The organism is Candidatus Pseudothioglobus sp. uisw_070 (assembly GCF_059512545.2).
Genome location: NZ_CM183456.2, coordinates 178,707 through 196,485 on the forward strand (window position 1 = coordinate 178,707; position 17,779 = coordinate 196,485).

Here is a 17,779-nt window from a genome sequence, read left to right on the forward strand (position 1 = left end):
GGTGAAAAATTATGATAAATAATCAAGAAGAATTAAGACAAACTGCAAATCTATTGGCTGCTAGAGGCAAAGGACTTCTTGCAGTTGATGAGTCTACTCCGACTATAGGAAAACGACTTGCTGGTATCAACGTAGAAAACACAGAAGAAAATCGTCAAGCCTATCGTGGAATGCTCTTTACTGCAGAAGGAATTGGTAAATATATTAGTGGAGTCATCCTTTTTGAAGAGACACTTTATCAAAACCATCTTGATGGTGAAACTATGGTTTCTAAAATTAATAAGCTGGGAATAATTCCAGGCATTAAGGTAGATAAAGGCTTAAGTCCATTAGCTGGGGGGCATGAAGTAGAGACGTGGTGTAAGGGTCTGGAAGGTCTTGCTGAGAGAACTGCTGAGTACTATAAACAAGGAGCACGTTTCGCAAAATGGCGCGCTGTATTGCAAATTACTGCTGACGGATGCCCTACAGATCTTGCAATAAGGGAGAATGCTTGGGGCCTTGCAAGATATGCAAAAATTTGTCAGGAGTCAGGACTTGTTCCCATTATTGAGCCTGAAATTTTAATGGATGGGGATCACACTATTGAGAAGACAGCAGAAGTTCAAGAGAAGGTCCTGGTTGAAGTCTACAAAGCTTGCTCAGAAAATAACGTTTTCTTAGAGGGAACATTATTAAAACCTTCAATGACAGTTTCTGGTGCTGATAATTCCAATAAAGCTAGCTCAGAAGAGGTTGCTAAGATGACAGTTCGCACAATGAATCGATGTGTACCAGCTGCAGTTCCAGGAATTATGTTTCTTTCGGGCGGGCTAACTGAAGAAGATGCTTCTGTTTATCTTAATACTATGAATAGTATTGAGCATAAGAGCGCTACAAGTTTGACGTTTTCTTATGGAAGGGCTTTACAGCAATCATGTTTACAAGCCTGGAAAGGAAGTGACATTGAAGCAGGCCAAAAAGCCTTAATGGCAAGATGCCAAGCTAACTCAGAGTCCTCTACTGGTGATTATGTTGCTGGTTCTCAGCCTTCATCTCAAGACACATTATTCGAAGCTGGTTATAAGTATTAATCTTTGCTTTTTATCAGATTTGGACTTAAGAATTTAGTCTAAAGCTTAAAGCGTATAATAAAAGGCCCGAATTATGTCGGGCCTTTTTATTGTTAAAACAAAAATGAATGAATAAAAGTAAATATTACCCAGTAATTGTTGTTGGTGGAGGTCATGCTGGAACTGAGGCAGCTCTTGCATCAGCTAGAATGGGTGCCGATACATTGCTAATAACTCATAATGTGGAGACACTTGGGCAGATGAGTTGTAATCCTGCGATTGGCGGTATTGGTAAGGGTCATCTTGTTAAAGAGATTGATGCAATGGGCGGCATAATGGCAAAAGCTATTGATTTGTCAGGTATTCAGTTTAGAACGCTTAACGCATCTAAAGGACCCGCTGTTAGGGCTACCAGGGCTCAAGCAGACAGAATATTGTATAAAGCAGCTATAAGAAGCAAGATTGAAAATCAAGAAAATCTAAGTTTATTTCAGCAGCCAGTTGACGATCTAATTATTGAAAATAACAGAGTTAAAGGCGTTATAACGCAAATGGGCTTGGAGTTCTTTGCAGATAAAGTTATCTTAACTTCAGGGACTTTTTTAGGTGGAATTATTCATATTGGCAAACAGAATTATCAAGGGGGAAGGGCTGGTGATGCACCAGCTAATGTCTTATCTGAACGACTACGCTCTTATGATTTAGGCGTAGGGAGGCTCAAAACAGGAACTCCACCTCGCCTTGATGGAAGAACAATTAACTATAACGTCTTACAAAAACAAGAGGGTGATACTCCACTACCAACCTTTTCATTTATGGGGAGATCAACTGATCACCCAGAACAAATTCCATGTTTTATTACACATACGAATGCAAAAACTCATGAATATATTGCCAATGGCCTAAAAGACTCGCCACTCTACAGTGGAAAAATAGAGGGCGTTGGCCCTCGATATTGCCCTTCAATTGAGGATAAGGTTGTTAGATTTGCAGAAAGAGACTCACATCAAATATTTGTTGAACCAGAAGGCCTTACCACTCATGAAGTTTATCCAAATGGCATTTCAACATCGCTAGCATTTGAAGTTCAAGAGGATTTTGTTAACTCTATTAAAGGTTTTGAAGATGCAAAGATCATTCGTCCAGGCTACGCCATTGAATATGATTTTTTTGATCCAAGAGGGTTAAAACAAACACTAGAAGTTAAGAAAATATCAGGTCTTTTCTTTGCAGGACAGATTAATGGCACTACTGGTTATGAAGAAGCCGCTGCACAAGGTTTGCTTGCTGGAATTAATGCTGCATTACAGATTCAAGAGAAAGACCCTTGGACCCCTAAACGGGACGAGTCTTATATTGGCGTTATGGTTGATGATTTGACGACCAAGGGAGCATCAGAGCCTTATCGGATGTTTACCTCTCGAGCTGAATATCGTCTTTTACTTCGAGAAGATAATGCTGATGAGAGATTAACTCCACAAGCTAGAAAAATGGGACTAGTTGATGATTTACGTTGGCTTTCTTTTAATGGAAAATATGAGCAAGTAGCGAATGAGAAAAAACGTTTAAAGTCTTTTTGGGTTCAGTCAGGAGACGCCCAAGCAGAAAAAGTTTTGGGAATAAAGCTTAGTCATGAATATAGTTTAGAGGCTCTGTTAAAAAGACCAAATATTGACTATAAGCTGCTCAGTAAGATCGAAAATGCAAAACCCTTTCTGGAAGATAGGATGATTATCGAGCAAGTAGAAAATCAAATTAAATATGAGGGCTATATAAAACGACAATTAGATGAAATTGAAAAATATCGTAAAAATGAGAACACTAAGCTTTCATCAGATATTGATTACAGTGAGATTAAAGCCTTATCCAATGAGGTTAGGCAAAAGCTTAATGAATACAAGCCTGAGACAATTGGTCAAGCTAGTAGGATTCAAGGTGTAACCCCAGCATCAATTTCTATTCTATTGGTTTTTTTGAAAACTTACAAAGCCCTGTCATGAATGAAAACGAAAGGCTGCTCTGCGAAGGGGCGGAGTTAATGAATGTTGATCTTTCAGAGTTTCAAGTGCAGCAGCTCCTTAGGTTTCATGCATTAATTATTAAATGGAATAAGGTATACAATTTAAGTGCCATACGCGACCCTCTAGAGTCAATTAAAAAACACTTTTTGGATAGCCTTTCAATAGTATGTTTCATAAAGCCTGGATTATTACTAGATGTCGGCTCTGGTGCTGGTTTACCTGGGATTATCATTGCAATTATGATGCCTAAAACTAGTGTTTTTGTCATCGATAGTGTTGGCAAAAAATGTCGATTTATGCAAACTGTAAAAACAGAACTGTCTTTGACCAATCTGACAGTAGTTAATAGTAGAGTTGAGTCATTTAGTTATCATGAGTCTTTTCCTCAAATAACATCCCGAGCATTTTCAGATGTTGCGAGTACTATTGAAAAAGTGAAACATTTAATAGCGGATGATGGTCGCTACTTAATGATGAAGGGTGACAATATTGATGAAGAAACTATTCAAAAAATGAAGGCAAAAGTGCATATTTTAAAAGTTCCATTTGTTTCAGATAATCGTTCACTTTTAGAAATTCAGCTATAATTTTTATTTATGGAAATAATAGACTCTCATTGCCACATAGACCGCGTTGACTTAGATGCTTTTGGAGGAAGTATTGAGTCAATGCTCAAGCATGCCAGTGAGCTCTCTGTAAAGAAATTTCTATGCGTCTGTATTGATTTGGAGCATTTTGATCAAGTTCACGATCTTGCATTAGCGCACTCTAATATATATTCATCAGTTGGCGTGCATCCAACAGAAACTAATTGTAAAGACCCAACTACAGAAGAGTTACTTGAATATGCAACAAGTGACAGAATCATTGCAATTGGTGAGACTGGTTTGGATTATTTTCATGTCAAGGAGGATCAGGCTGACTGGCAAAGAGATCGCTTCCGTAGGCATATTAAGGCGTCCAATATTTCAGGCAAGCCTCTGATTATTCATACTAGAGAAGCTAAATCTGATACTATTAAAATTCTCTCTGAAGAGAAGGCTGAGTCAGCTGTTATGCATTGCTTTTCTGAGGATTGGGAAACTGCCAAGGCGGCATTAGATCTTGGTTATTATATTTCTTTTTCGGGTATTTTGACTTTTAAAAGTGCTCAATCTTTGCGTGATGTTGCAAAAAAAATACCTGCTGAGCGTCTTTTGGTTGAAACAGACTCACCATATTTAACCCCTGTTCCAAATAGAGGAAGGCCTAACAGCCCAGCCTATACATACTATGTAGCAGAAAAACTTGCAGAAATTCGTAATACGAGTATTTCTGAGATTGCTAAAGTTACTACTGATAACTTTAATCGGCTATTTTTTTCGTGACTTTATGACTACTCATGATGCCCCAAGATATATAACTGTAGATGAGTTTTCAATTGGACAGCGACTTGATAATTATCTAATTAAGCAGCTTAAAGGTGTCCCAAAGTCTCGCATTTATCGCATTATCAGAAAAGGTGAAGTCCGCGTTAATAAAGGCAGAAAGAAAGCAGACTATAAGCTTGTTTCTGAAGATATTATTCGAATTCCACCTATTAGAACCTCTACTGAAAAGGATATTAAGCCATCTGATGGACTACTTAAGTTGCTTAATTCCTCAATTCTTTATGAGGATAAAGGCTTATTAGTACTAAATAAGACACATGGAATGGCAGTTCATGGGGGAAGTGGTGTTACTATTGGAATTATTGAAGCACTTAAAAGTCAATACAAAGAACCGATTGAACTTGTCCATCGGCTTGATAGAGGAACATCAGGGTGTTTGATTCTTGCAAAAAAACGGTCAGTCTTAAAATCATTTCATGAGCAGCTAGTTCATCATCAAGTGGAAAAGCGTTATATTGCACTTGTTAAAAATAGCTGGAGTAAGAAAAAGCATACCATTGATGCGCCAATTTATCAAAACTCAAGGAATAGTGTTATTGATTCGAAAGGAAAAGACTCAGTAAGTCATTTCCACCCTATTAAAAATTTTCTTATGGATGATGAAAGTGCCTCGTTAGTTGAAGTTGTTATAGAAACTGGAAGGACTCATCAAATCAGGGTCCATGCAAAGCATGCTGGGCATCCAGTTGCCCAAGATGATAAGTATGGCGATAATAGTTTTGATCAATTGATGAAAAAGAAAGGGTTGAGTCGACTTTTTTTGCATGCTAAATCAATTGTTTTTACAAACCCTATTTCTAATGAGATACAAAAGGTAACGGCCCCATTACCAAATGATCTTGAAGAATTTTTAAATAAACTATGAATGCGTATATTCGCTTAATGAGGCTTGATAGGCCTATTGGGTCATTACTACTTTTATGGCCCACATATTGGGCTTTATTTCTAAGTGCAGATGGATGGCCGGATTTAGATATATTGTTCATTTTCACTTCAGGAGTTTTTATAATGAGAACTGCTGGGTGCGTTATAAATGATTTTGCAGATCGAAAAATTGATAAGCACATCGTAAGAACTCAGCAAAGGCCTCTTGCTACTGGAGAAATTTCATCTAACTCCGCGCTAGTATTGTTTGGCCTATTATTACTCCTTGCATTAGGCTTAGTTCTTCAAACTAATATCTTAACTATTAAATTGTCTTTAATTGCCGTTCTTCTGGCAACTTTATATCCTTTTACAAAGCGCTGGACTAATTTACCGCAACTAGTTTTAGGTGCTGCATTTGGAATGAGCGTACCTATGGCTTTTAGCGCTCAAACTGGAGTGGTTCCTTTAACTGCTTGGCTAGTTTTTATTGCAACCCTAGTTTGGACTTTAATTTATGACACTTTTTATGCGATGGCTGATCGCGATGAAGATTTAAAGATTGGAGTAAAGTCAACAGCAATTCTTTTTGCAAAATACGATCAAATTATTATCACTTTGTTGCAAATTTTATTAATTATTGTGCTTATATTAATTGGCAATGTTTTCGATTTAGGATTAATTTATGACTTTTCTTTGGTGATTATTTCATTTTTTATGATTTATCATCAATTTCTACTGAAAAAACGCCAAAAAGAAGAATATTTTAAGGCATTTCTTAATAATAATTTCATTGGTATGACTGCATTTTTAGGGATTTTTCTTTCGGTAGTCATCAAGTCATAAGTTTTGTTGTTTTTTTGCAACATTTGAGCAAAATTACGTCATTTTGGCCTATTTTTTTGCTTTTTTTCATCAAGAAAACTTGACACTCTGTTTTTGTTACTATAAAAAGTCCATCAATCAGCAAGAATGTTGATTATTTTAAAAACAAATGGAGAGAAAATATGTTAAGTAATGTAACTGGTTGGATAAAAAAATTAACTGAAGCTGGTGTGGGTCTTGTAGCACTAGCAGTTGTTGTTCAAGTAATATTTGGTTCAAGTGCTTCATTCCTACCTGGCGATGTTGTCGCTAGGCTTACTGATATGATCGGCGCACTTGGTGGTGCTGGCTTAGTTGGTTTAATTACAGCAGGATTGTTGTACACGATCTTTTCTAAGTAATACGTATTAACTCAATAGAAAACCCGCCATAAGGCGGGTTTTTTATTATTTGAATGAAATTTTATTAAGTACTTAATTTTATTGTGCTAAAGCTAATTTTTTAGTCATCACGCACCTAGAAAACTTGACATAGTGATTTTGATACTATAAAAAGTTTATCAATCAGCTGGAAATCTGGTTGTCTTAAAACAAATGGAGAGAGAGTATGTTAGATAATGTAATTGGATGGGTAAAAAAATTAACTGAAGTAGGTGTAAGTTTTATTGCACTTGCAGTTGTTGTTCAAATAATTTTTGGAAGTCAAGCTGCATTCTTACCTGGCGATATTATCGCTAGACTTACGGATATTATTGTTGGACTTGGAGCTGCAAACTTGGTTGGTTTAATTGCCGTTGGTTTGCTGTACAAAATCTTTACTAAGTAATACATATTAACTCAATAGAAAACCCGCCACTAAGCGGGTTTTTTATTATTTGGAAAAGATTGAGTTAAATCCCTCGAAGAAGCTCATTAATTCCAACCTTAGACCTTGTTTTAGCGTCAACCTGTTTAACTATAACGGCGCAATAAAGTGAATAGCTTCCATCTGCTGATGGAAGGTTGCCAGAAACTACAACTGATCCTGCAGGTATTCGTCCATATGATACTTCACCCGTCATTCTATTAAAGATTTTAGTTGATTGGCCAATATAAACGCCCATTGATATAACAGCACCTTCTTCAACGATAACACCTTCAACTACTTCTGATCTTGCTCCAATAAAGCAGTTATCCTCTATGATTGTTGGACTCGCTTGTAAAGGTTCAAGCACCCCACCAATACCTACGCCGCCTGAAAGGTGAACATTTTTGCCAATTTGTGCACAAGAACCTACAGTTGCCCATGTATCGACCATTGTTCCAGAATCAACATATGCACCAATATTTACATAAGATGGCATTAAAACCGTATTTGAGGCTATATATGATCCTCTCCTTGCAGTGGCTGGAGGAACTACTCTAACACCCGACGCTTGAAACTCTTCAGCTGTGGTATTCGCATACTTGGATGGCACTTTGTCATAGTACTGCGTATAGCCAGATTGCATAGGGACATTATCTGCAAGCCTAAATGAAAGCAAAACAGCTTTCTTTAGCCATTCATTAACCTCCCAGTTGCCGATACTTTTTTGCTCTGCAACTCTAGCTTTTCCTGAGTCTAGGAGGTGAATTGCCTCATCAACAGCTTGTTTAATTTCATTGCTTGCAGAGTCAGGGGTGATATGCGCTCGATCTTCAAATGCGGCTTCAATAATATCTTTCATAATTGTCATAATAAAAAAAAGTTAATTATATCATTTAGAGTCCATTTGGACTTCTCTAATGATCGTGCTGGTGGTTATGATGATGCTCATAAGTTGCCATCAAGTCATGGATTTGATCAGCAAACAAGTCATTAAATTGAGCATCTTTCAATATGGATTCGGGGAGTCCCTCACAGCAGATATGATGATAAAGGCACAGAACTTGAGTTGATTCTTTCATTACTCTATGAAGATCATGTGACACCATAAGTACAGCACAGTTTTGCTTTTGATGAATATCCTGAATTAATTTATAAAGCTGCATTTGTCCATCAACATCAAGGTTTTGTGCTGGTTCATCTAAAATCAACACATTAGGCTTATTTAGAAGCGCTCTAGTTAGTAAGGCTTTTTGCAATTCACCACCTGAAAGATTTTTGAGCGGCATTTTAAGTAAATCTTCAATACCAGTAAGTTCACAAGTTTGACGCGTGAACTCACGATCAAATTTTTGATTTAATGTCAAAAAATCAATAACAGATATAGGTATGTATGGATTTGCTGTAAATGATTGAGGCGTATAACCAAATTTTAAATTATCGCTATGTATTATTTCTCCAGAATCTTGTTTAATAACACCTAAAAGAATCTTAATTAATGAGCTTTTTCCAGCGCCATTAGGACCTATTAATGTAATAAACTCACCAGGATGAAGTTTAAAGCTGACATCATCAAGGATATTTTTGCCATTATGACTAAGGCTAATATTGTTTAGAGTTATGAGAGCATCTGACATTAGTATATTTTATCTAACATTTCATGCATGAGCTCAAAATATAAAGTTTGAAAGTTTAAATTCATCAAGTAGTTTCCAATAAAAAAACTTGGTTTAGAGGTAAAATTTGAGAATGAATCAGCAACTCATTTTAGTAGATGGCTCGGCGTTTTTATTTCGCTCCTATTTCTCAACGCTATCTCAAAACTTGACAAATGAAAGTGGCTTTCCTACTGGAGCTATGTTTGGTGTTGTAAATGCCATAAAACATCTACAAAGGAAGTATCAGGACGCAAAGATTATTATGATTTTTGATGCAAAAGGTTCAAATTTTCGTCACGAAATGTTTCCTGACTACAAAGCCAATAGAAGCCCAGCAGAGGATGATTTAGTTGTTCAGATTGAACCCCTTTATAAAATAGTTAGGGCAATGGGCTTTCATTTTTTATGCGAGCCGGGTGTCGAAGCAGATGATGTCATTGCGACGTTATCTAAGCTTGCTCGTGAAGAAGGCATTGAAACAATTATTGCTAGTGGGGACAAAGACCTTTTCCAATTAGTCGGAGGCAATATTAAGCAACTTGACATGAAAGGTAAGCTCTATGGTGAGGAAGAAATTAAAGAGAAAATGGGAGTTAATCCAAACCAAATATTAGATTTACTGGCATTAACGGGGGACTCCGCTGACAACATACCTGGAGTGCCTAGTGTTGGACCAAAAACTGCGTCAAAGTGGCTTGAGCTTTATGAAAACATTGAAGGCGTTAAGGCTAATGCAGAAAAGATTGGCGGTAAGGTTGGTGAAAAACTAAGGGAATCTTTTGAGATATTGGATCTTTCTTATAAATTAGTTCAGCTAAAGTTTGATGTCAAGCTTCCTTTAAATATCTTATTGGATGAGCCCGGAGAAAACAAAGAGGAGTTACTAGATCTTTTTAGAGAGTATGGTTTTTCAATGTGGCTTAAGCAATTAGGTGAAAAGCCTGTACCTAAAATTGCTCAAAATGATGCGCAGGTTACTGATGAAACTCCCAGCCCTGTTTCTAGTATTGCTCTTAAAGAATATTCTCAAAATCTAATACTTACAGATGAAGACTTTTCTGGATTGCTTACTAAGCTGTCCAATAGTGAATCTTTTGTATTTGATTTAGAGACGAATAGTCTTAACTATATGGAGGCTGAGATTGTTGGCCTTGTTTTTCTTATTGAGAAAGATAGTTATTATTTACCAGTTGCACATGACTACTTAGATGCGCCAGTTCAGTTGGCTAGACATAAGGTAATGGCATCTTTAAAGCCCTTGCTCGAGAATAAAGCTATTGGCAAAGTTGGTCAAAACTTAAAATATGATGCCCATATTCTTGCTAATATTGATATTAGTCTAAATGGCATTATTGACGACACTATGTTGAAATCTTATTGTTTGAATTCAGTTGCAAGCCGCCATAATATGGATGATTTAGCGTTACATTATTTGGGGCACAAAACAATTCATTATGCAGATGTTGCTGGCAGCGGAAAAAAACAACTAACCTTTAACCAGGTTGATATTAGTGAAGCAATGCCTTATGCGTGTGAAGATGTCATTGTAACAAATGAGCTAAATAATGTCTTGGAATCAAGGCTTCAAGATTATCCTAAAGTGATGCTGCTTTATAAAAGCATAGAGATTCCATTAATAAAAATTATGTTGAAATTAGAAAGAAATGGTGCGTTTGTTGATGAAACTTCACTCTTTAACCAACAGATTGAGGTTAAAGCTGAAATGATGAAAATTCAGACTGAAGCATATGAGGTTGCTGGCGATGAATTTAATCTTGAGTCTCCAAAACAAATTCAGCAAATTTTATTTAGTGAAGAGGGTTTTGGCCTAGAGCCAAAAAAGAAAACAGCAAAGGGCCAGCCTTCAACAAATGAAGAAGCTCTAAAATTACTTGATCACCCGTTAGTTGATTTAATAATGGCTTATCGTACTTTAACAAAACTAAATTCTACTTATTTAGAGGCCTTACCAAAACAAATTAACAGAAAGACTGGAAGGCTTCATACTTCATATCATCAAGCAGTAACTGCAACTGGTAGGCTTTCTTCTTCAAAACCTAATTTTCAAAATATTCCAATTAGAACAGAGAGGGGCGCTCAGATTAGATCAGCATTCATTGCAAATAAAGATAATGCAATCCTTGCTGCTGATTATTCTCAAATTGAGCTTAGAATAATGGCGCATATTTCACAGGATAAGAGCTTAATTGAGGCTTTTAATAATAATGTTGATGTTCATAGTGCAACAGCCTCTCAAGTTTTTGATACTGAGCTTTCAAATGTTACTAAAGATCAGCGCCGAAAGGCTAAGGCGATAAACTTTGGCTTAATTTATGGTATGAGTGCGTTTGGTTTGGCTAAACAAATAGATGTCTCTAGAACTGAAGCTAAGCAATATATTGATGGTTATTTTGAGAATTATCCTGGTGTCTTAAGGTTTATGGACGAAACTAAAGAAAGGGCTAAAGAGCAGGGATTTGTAGAAACAATTTTAGGTAGGAGGCTATATTTGCCTCAAATTAATTCGAAAAATAAAATGCTGCAGCAACACGCACTAAGAACTGCAATTAATGCTCCTATGCAAGGCTCCTCTGCAGATATTATAAAAAAAGCTATGCTCGATATCCAGTCCTGGATTGATAGAGAAAATAATGGAGTAAAAATGATCATGCAAGTTCATGATGAGCTTGTATTTGAACTTCGAGCTGATAAAGCTAAAGAGTATGGTGAAATTGTCAGGTCTATGATGTCAGATACTTTGAAGTTAAGTATTCCATTAGAGGTTGATGTGGGAATTGGAACAAACTGGCAAGAGGCTCACTAAACCTTAAGTATAGAATTTGAGTATCAACTTATTGATGTGTTAAATTAAAATAGGCTCTAATAACCAAAAAAGTAATAATGAGTTAATTATATGAAAGAGCAACTGCAAAACCTACTTACTAAATGCATCCATGATTTAATTGATCAAGGATTACTTAGTGAGATGCCATCAAAAGTTCGGCTAGATCACACCAAAGATAAAAGTCATGGTGATTATGCAACAAATATAGCCTTAATGCTGGCAAAGCAGGCTAAAACCAGCCCACTGAAGCTGGCGCAAGCTATTATCGACCAATTAGATGGCGCTGATTTTATTGAAAAAACAGAAATAGCCGGCCCAGGGTTCATTAACTTCTTTCTGTCAGACAAGTCGAGTACTGCCGTAATAAATGAAATTATTGAAAGTGGTGATGGGTATGGAACATCTAATATAGGAGCAGGCCAAAGTATTCTTTTGGAGTACGTTTCAGCGAATCCAACAGGACCTCTTCATGTTGGACACGGAAGAGGGGCCGCTTATGGGGCAACTGTTTCTAACCTTCTAAGATCTGTTGGTTATAAAGTTGATAATGAGTACTATGTAAATGATGCAGGTAGGCAGATGGACATCTTATCTGTAAGCATTTTCTTGCGATATTTAGCGCTCTGCGGAGAAACAATAAGGTTTCCTGATAATGGCTATCAAGGAAAGTACATTAATGATATCGCCAGTAATATTATGCAGACTTATAGTGACGCTTTTCACAAAGAATCCGCATTAGTTTTTGAAGGTATCTGCAAAGATGAGCTTGAAGGAGGAAACAAAGAGTCTCATATTGATGAGTTAATTTCAAGGTCAAAAGAGTTATTGGGTGAAGGCTTTAAATCTATTTTTAAAGTAGGTATTGAAAGTATTCTAAGTGGCATCAAAAAAGATCTAGCTGATTTTGGAGTGGTCTTTGAAAAGTGGTTTTCAGAGCAATCTTTGATTGATAACGGCCTTTCTGAGGCTAGCATTAAAAAACTTCATGACAGTAAGCATGTTTATAAAAAGGACGGCGCCCTATGGTTTAAAACAACGGATTATGGAGATGAAAAAGATCGTGTAGTAGTCCGTGATAATGGAAATCATACTTATTTTGCTTCAGATATTGCCTACCACCTTGAAAAATTTGAGCGAGGCTATGATAAAGTAATTAATGTTTGGGGAGCTGACCATCATGGTTATATTGCTAGAGTTAAGGCTTCTGTAGCTGCATTTAATCATAACCCTAAAAAATTAGAAATCCTTTTGGTTCAATTTGCAAACCTTTATAGAGGCGGAAAAAAAGTACAAATGTCAACTAGAAGCGGGTCTTTTGTGACCCTAGAGGATTTAAGAAGTGAGGTAGGAAATGATGCCGCACGTTTCTTTTATATCCTTAGAAAGTCAGAGCAGCATATGGATTTTGATTTAGACCTTGCCAAATCAAAGACAAACGAGAACCCAGTTTTCTATATTCAATATGCCTATGCTCGAATTAACTCTGTTTTTAAGCAAGCGCAAGAAAAGGGCATAGTGTTTAATTATCAAGATGCTGATTTAGGATTATTATCAGAAGAAAGTGAAAAATCAATTTTAAGAGAGCTAAGTCGTTATAAAGGTGTCATAGAGTCTGCTGCGGTGCAGTATGAACCTCACCAACTTGCTTACTATTTACGTGAATTGGCTTCTCAATTTCATAGTTACTACAATGCCTGTCCTTTTATACTGGATGATCAAGATCTTACCCAGGCTAGGTTGACAGTGATTCACGCAACGAAACAAGTTCTCTTTAATGGGCTAACTATTCTAGGGGTTAGTTCGCCAGAGTCAATGTGAATGATCAGAGGCAAAGAGATCAAGCACTAAATATAGGTGATTCTTTCATTGTTCAAGCTCCTGCTGGCTCAGGAAAAACTGAACTTATAACTCAACGTTATTTAAAATTACTTAGCTCTGCAGATGTGCCAGAAAATATTTTAGTTATGACATTTACCAACAGAGCGGTGGATGAGTTAAAGCATAGAATAATTAGCTCGCTTAATCGAGCAAGATTGCACCCACCTGAAGAGCCACACAAGCTCAAAACCTTTGATCTTGCCAATAAAGTGTTAGAGCAATCAAGTCTGAAAGATTGGAATTTACTGAATCACCCCTCTCGAATAAAAATAATTACTATTGATTCGCTGTCAAGTTTAATTGTCTCAAGGTACCCATCTATTGATCAATTAATCCCACCTCAAACAATGATTAATACTTATGAGTATGAGCAAATTTATCAAGAGGCAGCAGAAAATACCCTTCTACTAATTGAGGAGAGTGAGTATCAAGCTAGCATCTCATCTGTTTTGTTGTACCTTGATAACCATGTTGATAGGTTCTATCGGCTCATAGTTCAGATGCTCTCAAAGCGAGAGCAGTGGCTACCAAAACTATATATTGAGGGTGCTCTTGATATTAATTTATTAGAAATTCTAGCGCAAGAATTAATTGTTGAATATCTTGGAACCTTGAGAGGTGCAGCATCTGGTTTACTTGATAAATCTTTTTTTAATTTATTAGAAGTTAGTACCAGGCATGATGTTTCTAAGATTAAAAAGTTACCAGGCTCAACTATCGAAGATTTGAGAGATTGGCAAACTATTTCTGAGTTACTTTTAACGAAAAGTACTGGGAACTGGAGAAAGAAAATTGATGCTAATATTGGATTTCCAGCTGAACTTAAGGAAGAAAAACTGATATTTAAAGAAATATTAGAGAGTTTTGATTCTGAAGTTGAATTCAAAAAAATACTTAATAGTTTATCTAACTTACCAAGTGCGTATTTTCCAGAATCAACGAGTAAAAGTATCAATGATATTGCACTAGTCTTAAAGTTAAGTGTTGCAGAGTTGAAGGTAATTTTTAAAGAAAAAGGTTTGCAAGATTTTTCAGAAGTTGGTATGCAAGCTATTAATGTGCTTGATAGTCGTGAAGAGGTAAGTGATATTGCGCTATTGTTAGACTATCAAATTAAGCATCTACTAGTTGATGAGTTTCAAGACACTTCATATTCACAATTAAGCTTAATTGAAAAGCTTGTTGATAGCTGGCAAGAGGGAGATGGAAAGTCAATCTTTTTTGTGGGCGATCCAATGCAATCAATTTATAAATTTCGTGAATCTCAAGTTGGAATTTTCCTTGAAGTCATGAAAGGTGGTATAGGTAGTCTTAAAATTAAGCCTCTAGTATTAAGGGCTAACTTTAGGTCAAATAAAAGTATTGTTGAGCAAAATAATAAGATTTTTTCTCAAATATTTCCAAACCAAGATAATTTATTGTTGGGCGCTATTCATTATTCCGAATCAAGCTCTGCTTCAAATATTGAGCAAAATGATGCGCTCACTTTTTACCCGTTTAGTGTAGATCAAGATTCTGAAGAAGCGCAGATGGTGGTTAGTATTATTAAAAAATCTATTTTAAATAATCCACGTCAAGAGATTGCAGTCCTTGTAAGATCTAGATCTCATTTAAATGCCATTACATTATTGCTTCAGGAAAGCAGGGTTAATTTTGAAGCCTTAAAAACTGAGCCATTAAGGTCTAATCTTTTTACCAGAGACTTGCTAAGTTTAGCTAGAGCATTGCTTAGTTTGGCGGATCGTTTAGCTTGGCTTTCTATTCTCAGAGCTCCATGGTGCGGCTTAAAGTTAGAAGATTTATTAGTTTTTAGTGATTCAATAGATAAGACAATTTTTAGTCAGTTAATAGATGATGATATCGTTAAAGATTTGAGTGATGATGGTATTTTACGCTCTAGGCATTTATTCCTAGCGACTGAAGAGGCTATTTATAGTGAAGGTAAGTTCTCTTTTGTAGAGCGTTTTTCTTATGCCTTAAGTCAGCTATGTAATGAGATTGAACTTAATGAGCAAGAAAAAAGTATTAGGTCTCAATTTCTTTCATTACTGAATCATTGCGAACTAAGTCAAAGTTTAGATATCAAGACAATTGAATTGATGGTTAAAGATTTATATGCACCCTCCCAGTCTGCCTCTGTTAAGTTAATGACAATTCATCAGGCTAAAGGCTTAGAGTTCGATACTGTAATTATTCCTGGCCTTGGTAAAAAAGGAAAAAATGACTCACTACCCTTAATACAAATTCAAGAGTTTTCAAATAATAATATTTTGCTGGCACCTTTAAAATCTTCTTATGAAGACTCTGAGAGTAAAACTTACCTTTATTTGCAGTACTTACAAAAACAACAGGCACACTTTGAATTAATGAGAGTGCTGTATGTTGGGATGAGCCGAGCAAAAGATAAGATTCATTTATTAGGTAGCGTTTCAAAAACTGGAAGAGCTGTCAGTGGCTCATTGCTGTCATTTTTAAGTAATTATTTTCAACAATCTATCGATGACATTCCAGTTCAAGATGTAACAATTCCAGTAGAGACTTCTTTACCCAAACTTCAGCGTAATAAGATGCTCTCAACTCTTTCTAGTAGAGTCATTAATGACATTAAGCAATCCAAAAATATGCCCAGTAATATTGATCTAATTTATCAAAGTGCATTGGGCTCAATAGTGCATTACTTTCTAGAGCATTATTTATTTGAGCCATCATTTGAAAGCATTGAGGCAAGATTTAAGGAGTTTGGATTGCCGACAAAACTAATTCAGTCATATACTAAAGCTGCCTCTCTTTTACTTCTCAATACAAAGTGTGATAAAGATTTTGAATGGCTATTTAAATATCGAGACTCTACTGAAGTAGAAGCCGAATATAGTAATTCAAGTAAAACAGTAATAATTGATCGATTGTTTATTGAAGATGACACTTTATGGATTATAGATTTCAAGACGGCATCGCTTAACGATGGTGAATCTATGAGCTCATTTATTGGGCGGCAAAAACAGTCACACCAAAAACAAATCAAAATATATCAAGAGGTTCTTGATGATTTTTTTAAACTCCCTTCAAAGGTTGCTCTTTACTGCCCAGCTGCAAGTCAGTTAATAATAATTTAATTGTTTTTGTATTGAAAAATTGCTGGACAAATTCCTTAATTGTACTTATGATGATTTCCAATTTGTTAAACCTATAAATATATGACTAAGAAAAATGATATCGTTGGATGGATTGATTACACTCAGAAATATGGTGATAGAAAAATAAGAACCATTAATCCTGATGTGCAGAGTGGCTCAACAGTTCTGTTTAATCATTTTGAAGATATGCAGTTAGCAATGGATCATAATTATCCTGGTGTTGACTATGGAACTCATGGGCTATCTACTCAAAAAGCCTTTGAAGAAGCGATGTGTAAGCTTGAAAATGGTCATATTTCTTATGCATTTCCCTCTGGTATCAGCGCTATTACAAATACACTAATGGCCTTTACTAAAAGTGGGGATGAGGTTTTATTGTGTGACAATGTTTATAGTCCTACTGCAAGCTTTTGCCATAATATTCTTGAAAAATATAATGTAAAGATAACGCATATAGAGTCCAATATAGGTGCTGAAATCAGGCACTATATCAACGATAAAACAAAATTAATTTTTTTGGAGTCTCCTGGCTCTAATACATTTGAAATACAAGATATTTCTGCAATTGTTAAAGAGGCAAAAAAAGCAAATGTACTATCAATTTTAGATAATTCATGGGCTACACCTCTTTTTTTAAAGCCTTTGGATCTCGGTATTGACATCACGATTCAATCTGTTACCAAGTATATTTGTGGCCACTCTGATATCTTATTGGGCTGCGTAACAGTAAATCAAAAATATGCGGATGAGTTTTCTAAATATTTTGAAACTGTTGAAAACTACGCCAACCCTCAGGATTGTTACCAAGCTTTAAGGGGGCTAAGATCACTAAAGGTACGTCTAGAGGCGCACCAAAAAACAGCCTTTGAAGTTGCAAGATGGCTTGAGAGTAATGATATTGTTGAAACTGTAATTCATCCAGGTCTTGAGTCACACCCTCAGCATGACTTATGGAAGAGAGATTTTAGCGGCGCATCAGGATTGTTTGCTTTCACATTCAAAAAGTCATATTCAGCAGAAAAAATTGCATTATTTGCTAATTCACTTGAAGCATTTGCCCTTGGTTTTAGTTGGGGTGGCTATAAAAGCCTCTTAACTGCTAGGCCTTATAAGAGAGATGGAGAATGGGTGCATGATGGAAAACATTTAGTACGATTAAGTATAGGGCTTGAGGACTCAAGTGAGTTAATTGACGATCTTGAGCAAGGCTTTAGCATACTTGAATAGTA

14 protein-coding genes are annotated in these 17,779 nt (G+C 36.1%); 12 read left to right on the top strand and 2 right to left on the bottom strand.

All coding sequences use genetic code 11. The annotated features are described in order from the left end of the window. Nucleotides 1-11: 11 nt before the first annotated feature. The 8 genes from AC5YGD_RS00845 to AC5YGD_RS00880 all read left to right on the top strand — a co-directional run bounded on the left by AC5YGD_RS00845 (nt 12) and on the right by AC5YGD_RS00880 (nt 7,017). Nucleotides 12-1,073, top strand: coding sequence for a class I fructose-bisphosphate aldolase (locus AC5YGD_RS00845; protein WP_496141674.1), 1,062 nt, complete (start codon nt 12-14; stop codon nt 1,071-1,073). Nucleotides 1,074-1,180: 107 nt separating this feature from the next. Next, a complete protein-coding gene (gene mnmG / locus AC5YGD_RS00850) occupies nt 1,181-3,052 on the top strand; it encodes a tRNA uridine-5-carboxymethylaminomethyl(34) synthesis enzyme MnmG (RefSeq protein WP_496141675.1) in 1,872 nt (623 codons plus the stop codon). Then, complete coding sequence (rsmG, locus tag AC5YGD_RS00855) at nt 3,049-3,660, top strand: 16S rRNA (guanine(527)-N(7))-methyltransferase RsmG (RefSeq protein WP_416678236.1); 612 nt, start codon at nt 3,049-3,051, stop codon at nt 3,658-3,660. Before mnmG ends, rsmG begins: the two co-directional genes overlap by 4 nt. Nucleotides 3,661-3,669: 9 nt before the next feature. Beyond that, the gene (locus AC5YGD_RS00860) at nt 3,670-4,440 is read left to right on the top strand and encodes a YchF/TatD family DNA exonuclease (protein ID WP_496141676.1); all 771 of its coding nucleotides are present in this window, start codon (nt 3,670-3,672) and stop codon (nt 4,438-4,440) included. Between the two features lie 4 nt (nt 4,441-4,444). Continuing rightward, complete coding sequence (locus tag AC5YGD_RS00865) at nt 4,445-5,368, top strand: RluA family pseudouridine synthase (protein ID WP_496141677.1); 924 nt, start codon at nt 4,445-4,447, stop codon at nt 5,366-5,368. Beyond that, nucleotides 5,365-6,213, top strand: coding sequence for a 4-hydroxybenzoate octaprenyltransferase (ubiA, locus tag AC5YGD_RS00870; RefSeq protein WP_496141678.1), 849 nt, complete (start codon nt 5,365-5,367; stop codon nt 6,211-6,213). The genes AC5YGD_RS00865 and ubiA overlap by 4 nt, the downstream gene beginning before the upstream one ends. Nucleotides 6,214-6,374: 161 nt before the next feature. Next, on the top strand, nt 6,375-6,593 hold the full coding sequence (locus AC5YGD_RS00875) for a hypothetical protein (RefSeq protein ID WP_271537261.1): 219 nt from the start codon (nt 6,375-6,377) through the stop codon (nt 6,591-6,593). Nucleotides 6,594-6,798: 205 nt separating this feature from the next. Further along, the gene (locus tag AC5YGD_RS00880) at nt 6,799-7,017 is read left to right on the top strand and encodes a hypothetical protein (protein ID WP_271537260.1); all 219 of its coding nucleotides are present in this window, start codon (nt 6,799-6,801) and stop codon (nt 7,015-7,017) included. A gap of 64 nt (nt 7,018-7,081) precedes the next feature. Here AC5YGD_RS00880 and dapD read toward each other — a convergent pair whose 3' ends face one another. Together dapD and AC5YGD_RS00890 are read right to left on the bottom strand one after the other, a co-directional pair. Then, nucleotides 7,082-7,897, bottom strand: a complete 816-nt coding sequence (gene dapD / locus AC5YGD_RS00885) for a 2,3,4,5-tetrahydropyridine-2,6-dicarboxylate N-succinyltransferase (protein WP_496142378.1) — start codon at nt 7,895-7,897, stop codon at nt 7,082-7,084. Nucleotides 7,898-7,952: 55 nt separating this feature from the next. After that, nucleotides 7,953-8,672 (bottom strand): ATP-binding cassette domain-containing protein, encoded by a 720-nt coding sequence (locus AC5YGD_RS00890; RefSeq protein ID WP_496141680.1) that lies wholly within the window; start codon nt 8,670-8,672, stop codon nt 7,953-7,955. A gap of 112 nt (nt 8,673-8,784) precedes the next feature. On the opposite strand from AC5YGD_RS00890, the gene polA reads away from it, so the two are divergent. The 4 genes from polA to metC all read left to right on the top strand — a co-directional run bounded on the left by polA (nt 8,785) and on the right by metC (nt 17,777). After that, complete coding sequence (polA, locus tag AC5YGD_RS00895; protein WP_496141681.1) at nt 8,785-11,517, top strand: DNA polymerase I; 2,733 nt, start codon at nt 8,785-8,787, stop codon at nt 11,515-11,517. A gap of 90 nt (nt 11,518-11,607) precedes the next feature. Continuing rightward, nucleotides 11,608-13,356, top strand: coding sequence for an arginine--tRNA ligase (gene argS, locus AC5YGD_RS00900; RefSeq protein ID WP_496141682.1), 1,749 nt, complete (start codon nt 11,608-11,610; stop codon nt 13,354-13,356). Continuing rightward, on the top strand, nt 13,353-16,529 hold the full coding sequence (locus AC5YGD_RS00905) for a UvrD-helicase domain-containing protein (RefSeq protein WP_496141683.1): 3,177 nt from the start codon (nt 13,353-13,355) through the stop codon (nt 16,527-16,529). Before argS ends, AC5YGD_RS00905 begins: the two co-directional genes overlap by 4 nt. Nucleotides 16,530-16,610: 81 nt before the next feature. Then, nucleotides 16,611-17,777 carry a cystathionine beta-lyase gene (gene metC, locus AC5YGD_RS00910; protein ID WP_496141684.1) on the top strand — a complete coding sequence of 389 codons (1,167 nt, stop codon included), beginning with the start codon at nt 16,611-16,613 and terminating at the stop codon, nt 17,775-17,777. Nucleotides 17,778-17,779 lie beyond the last annotated feature (2 nt).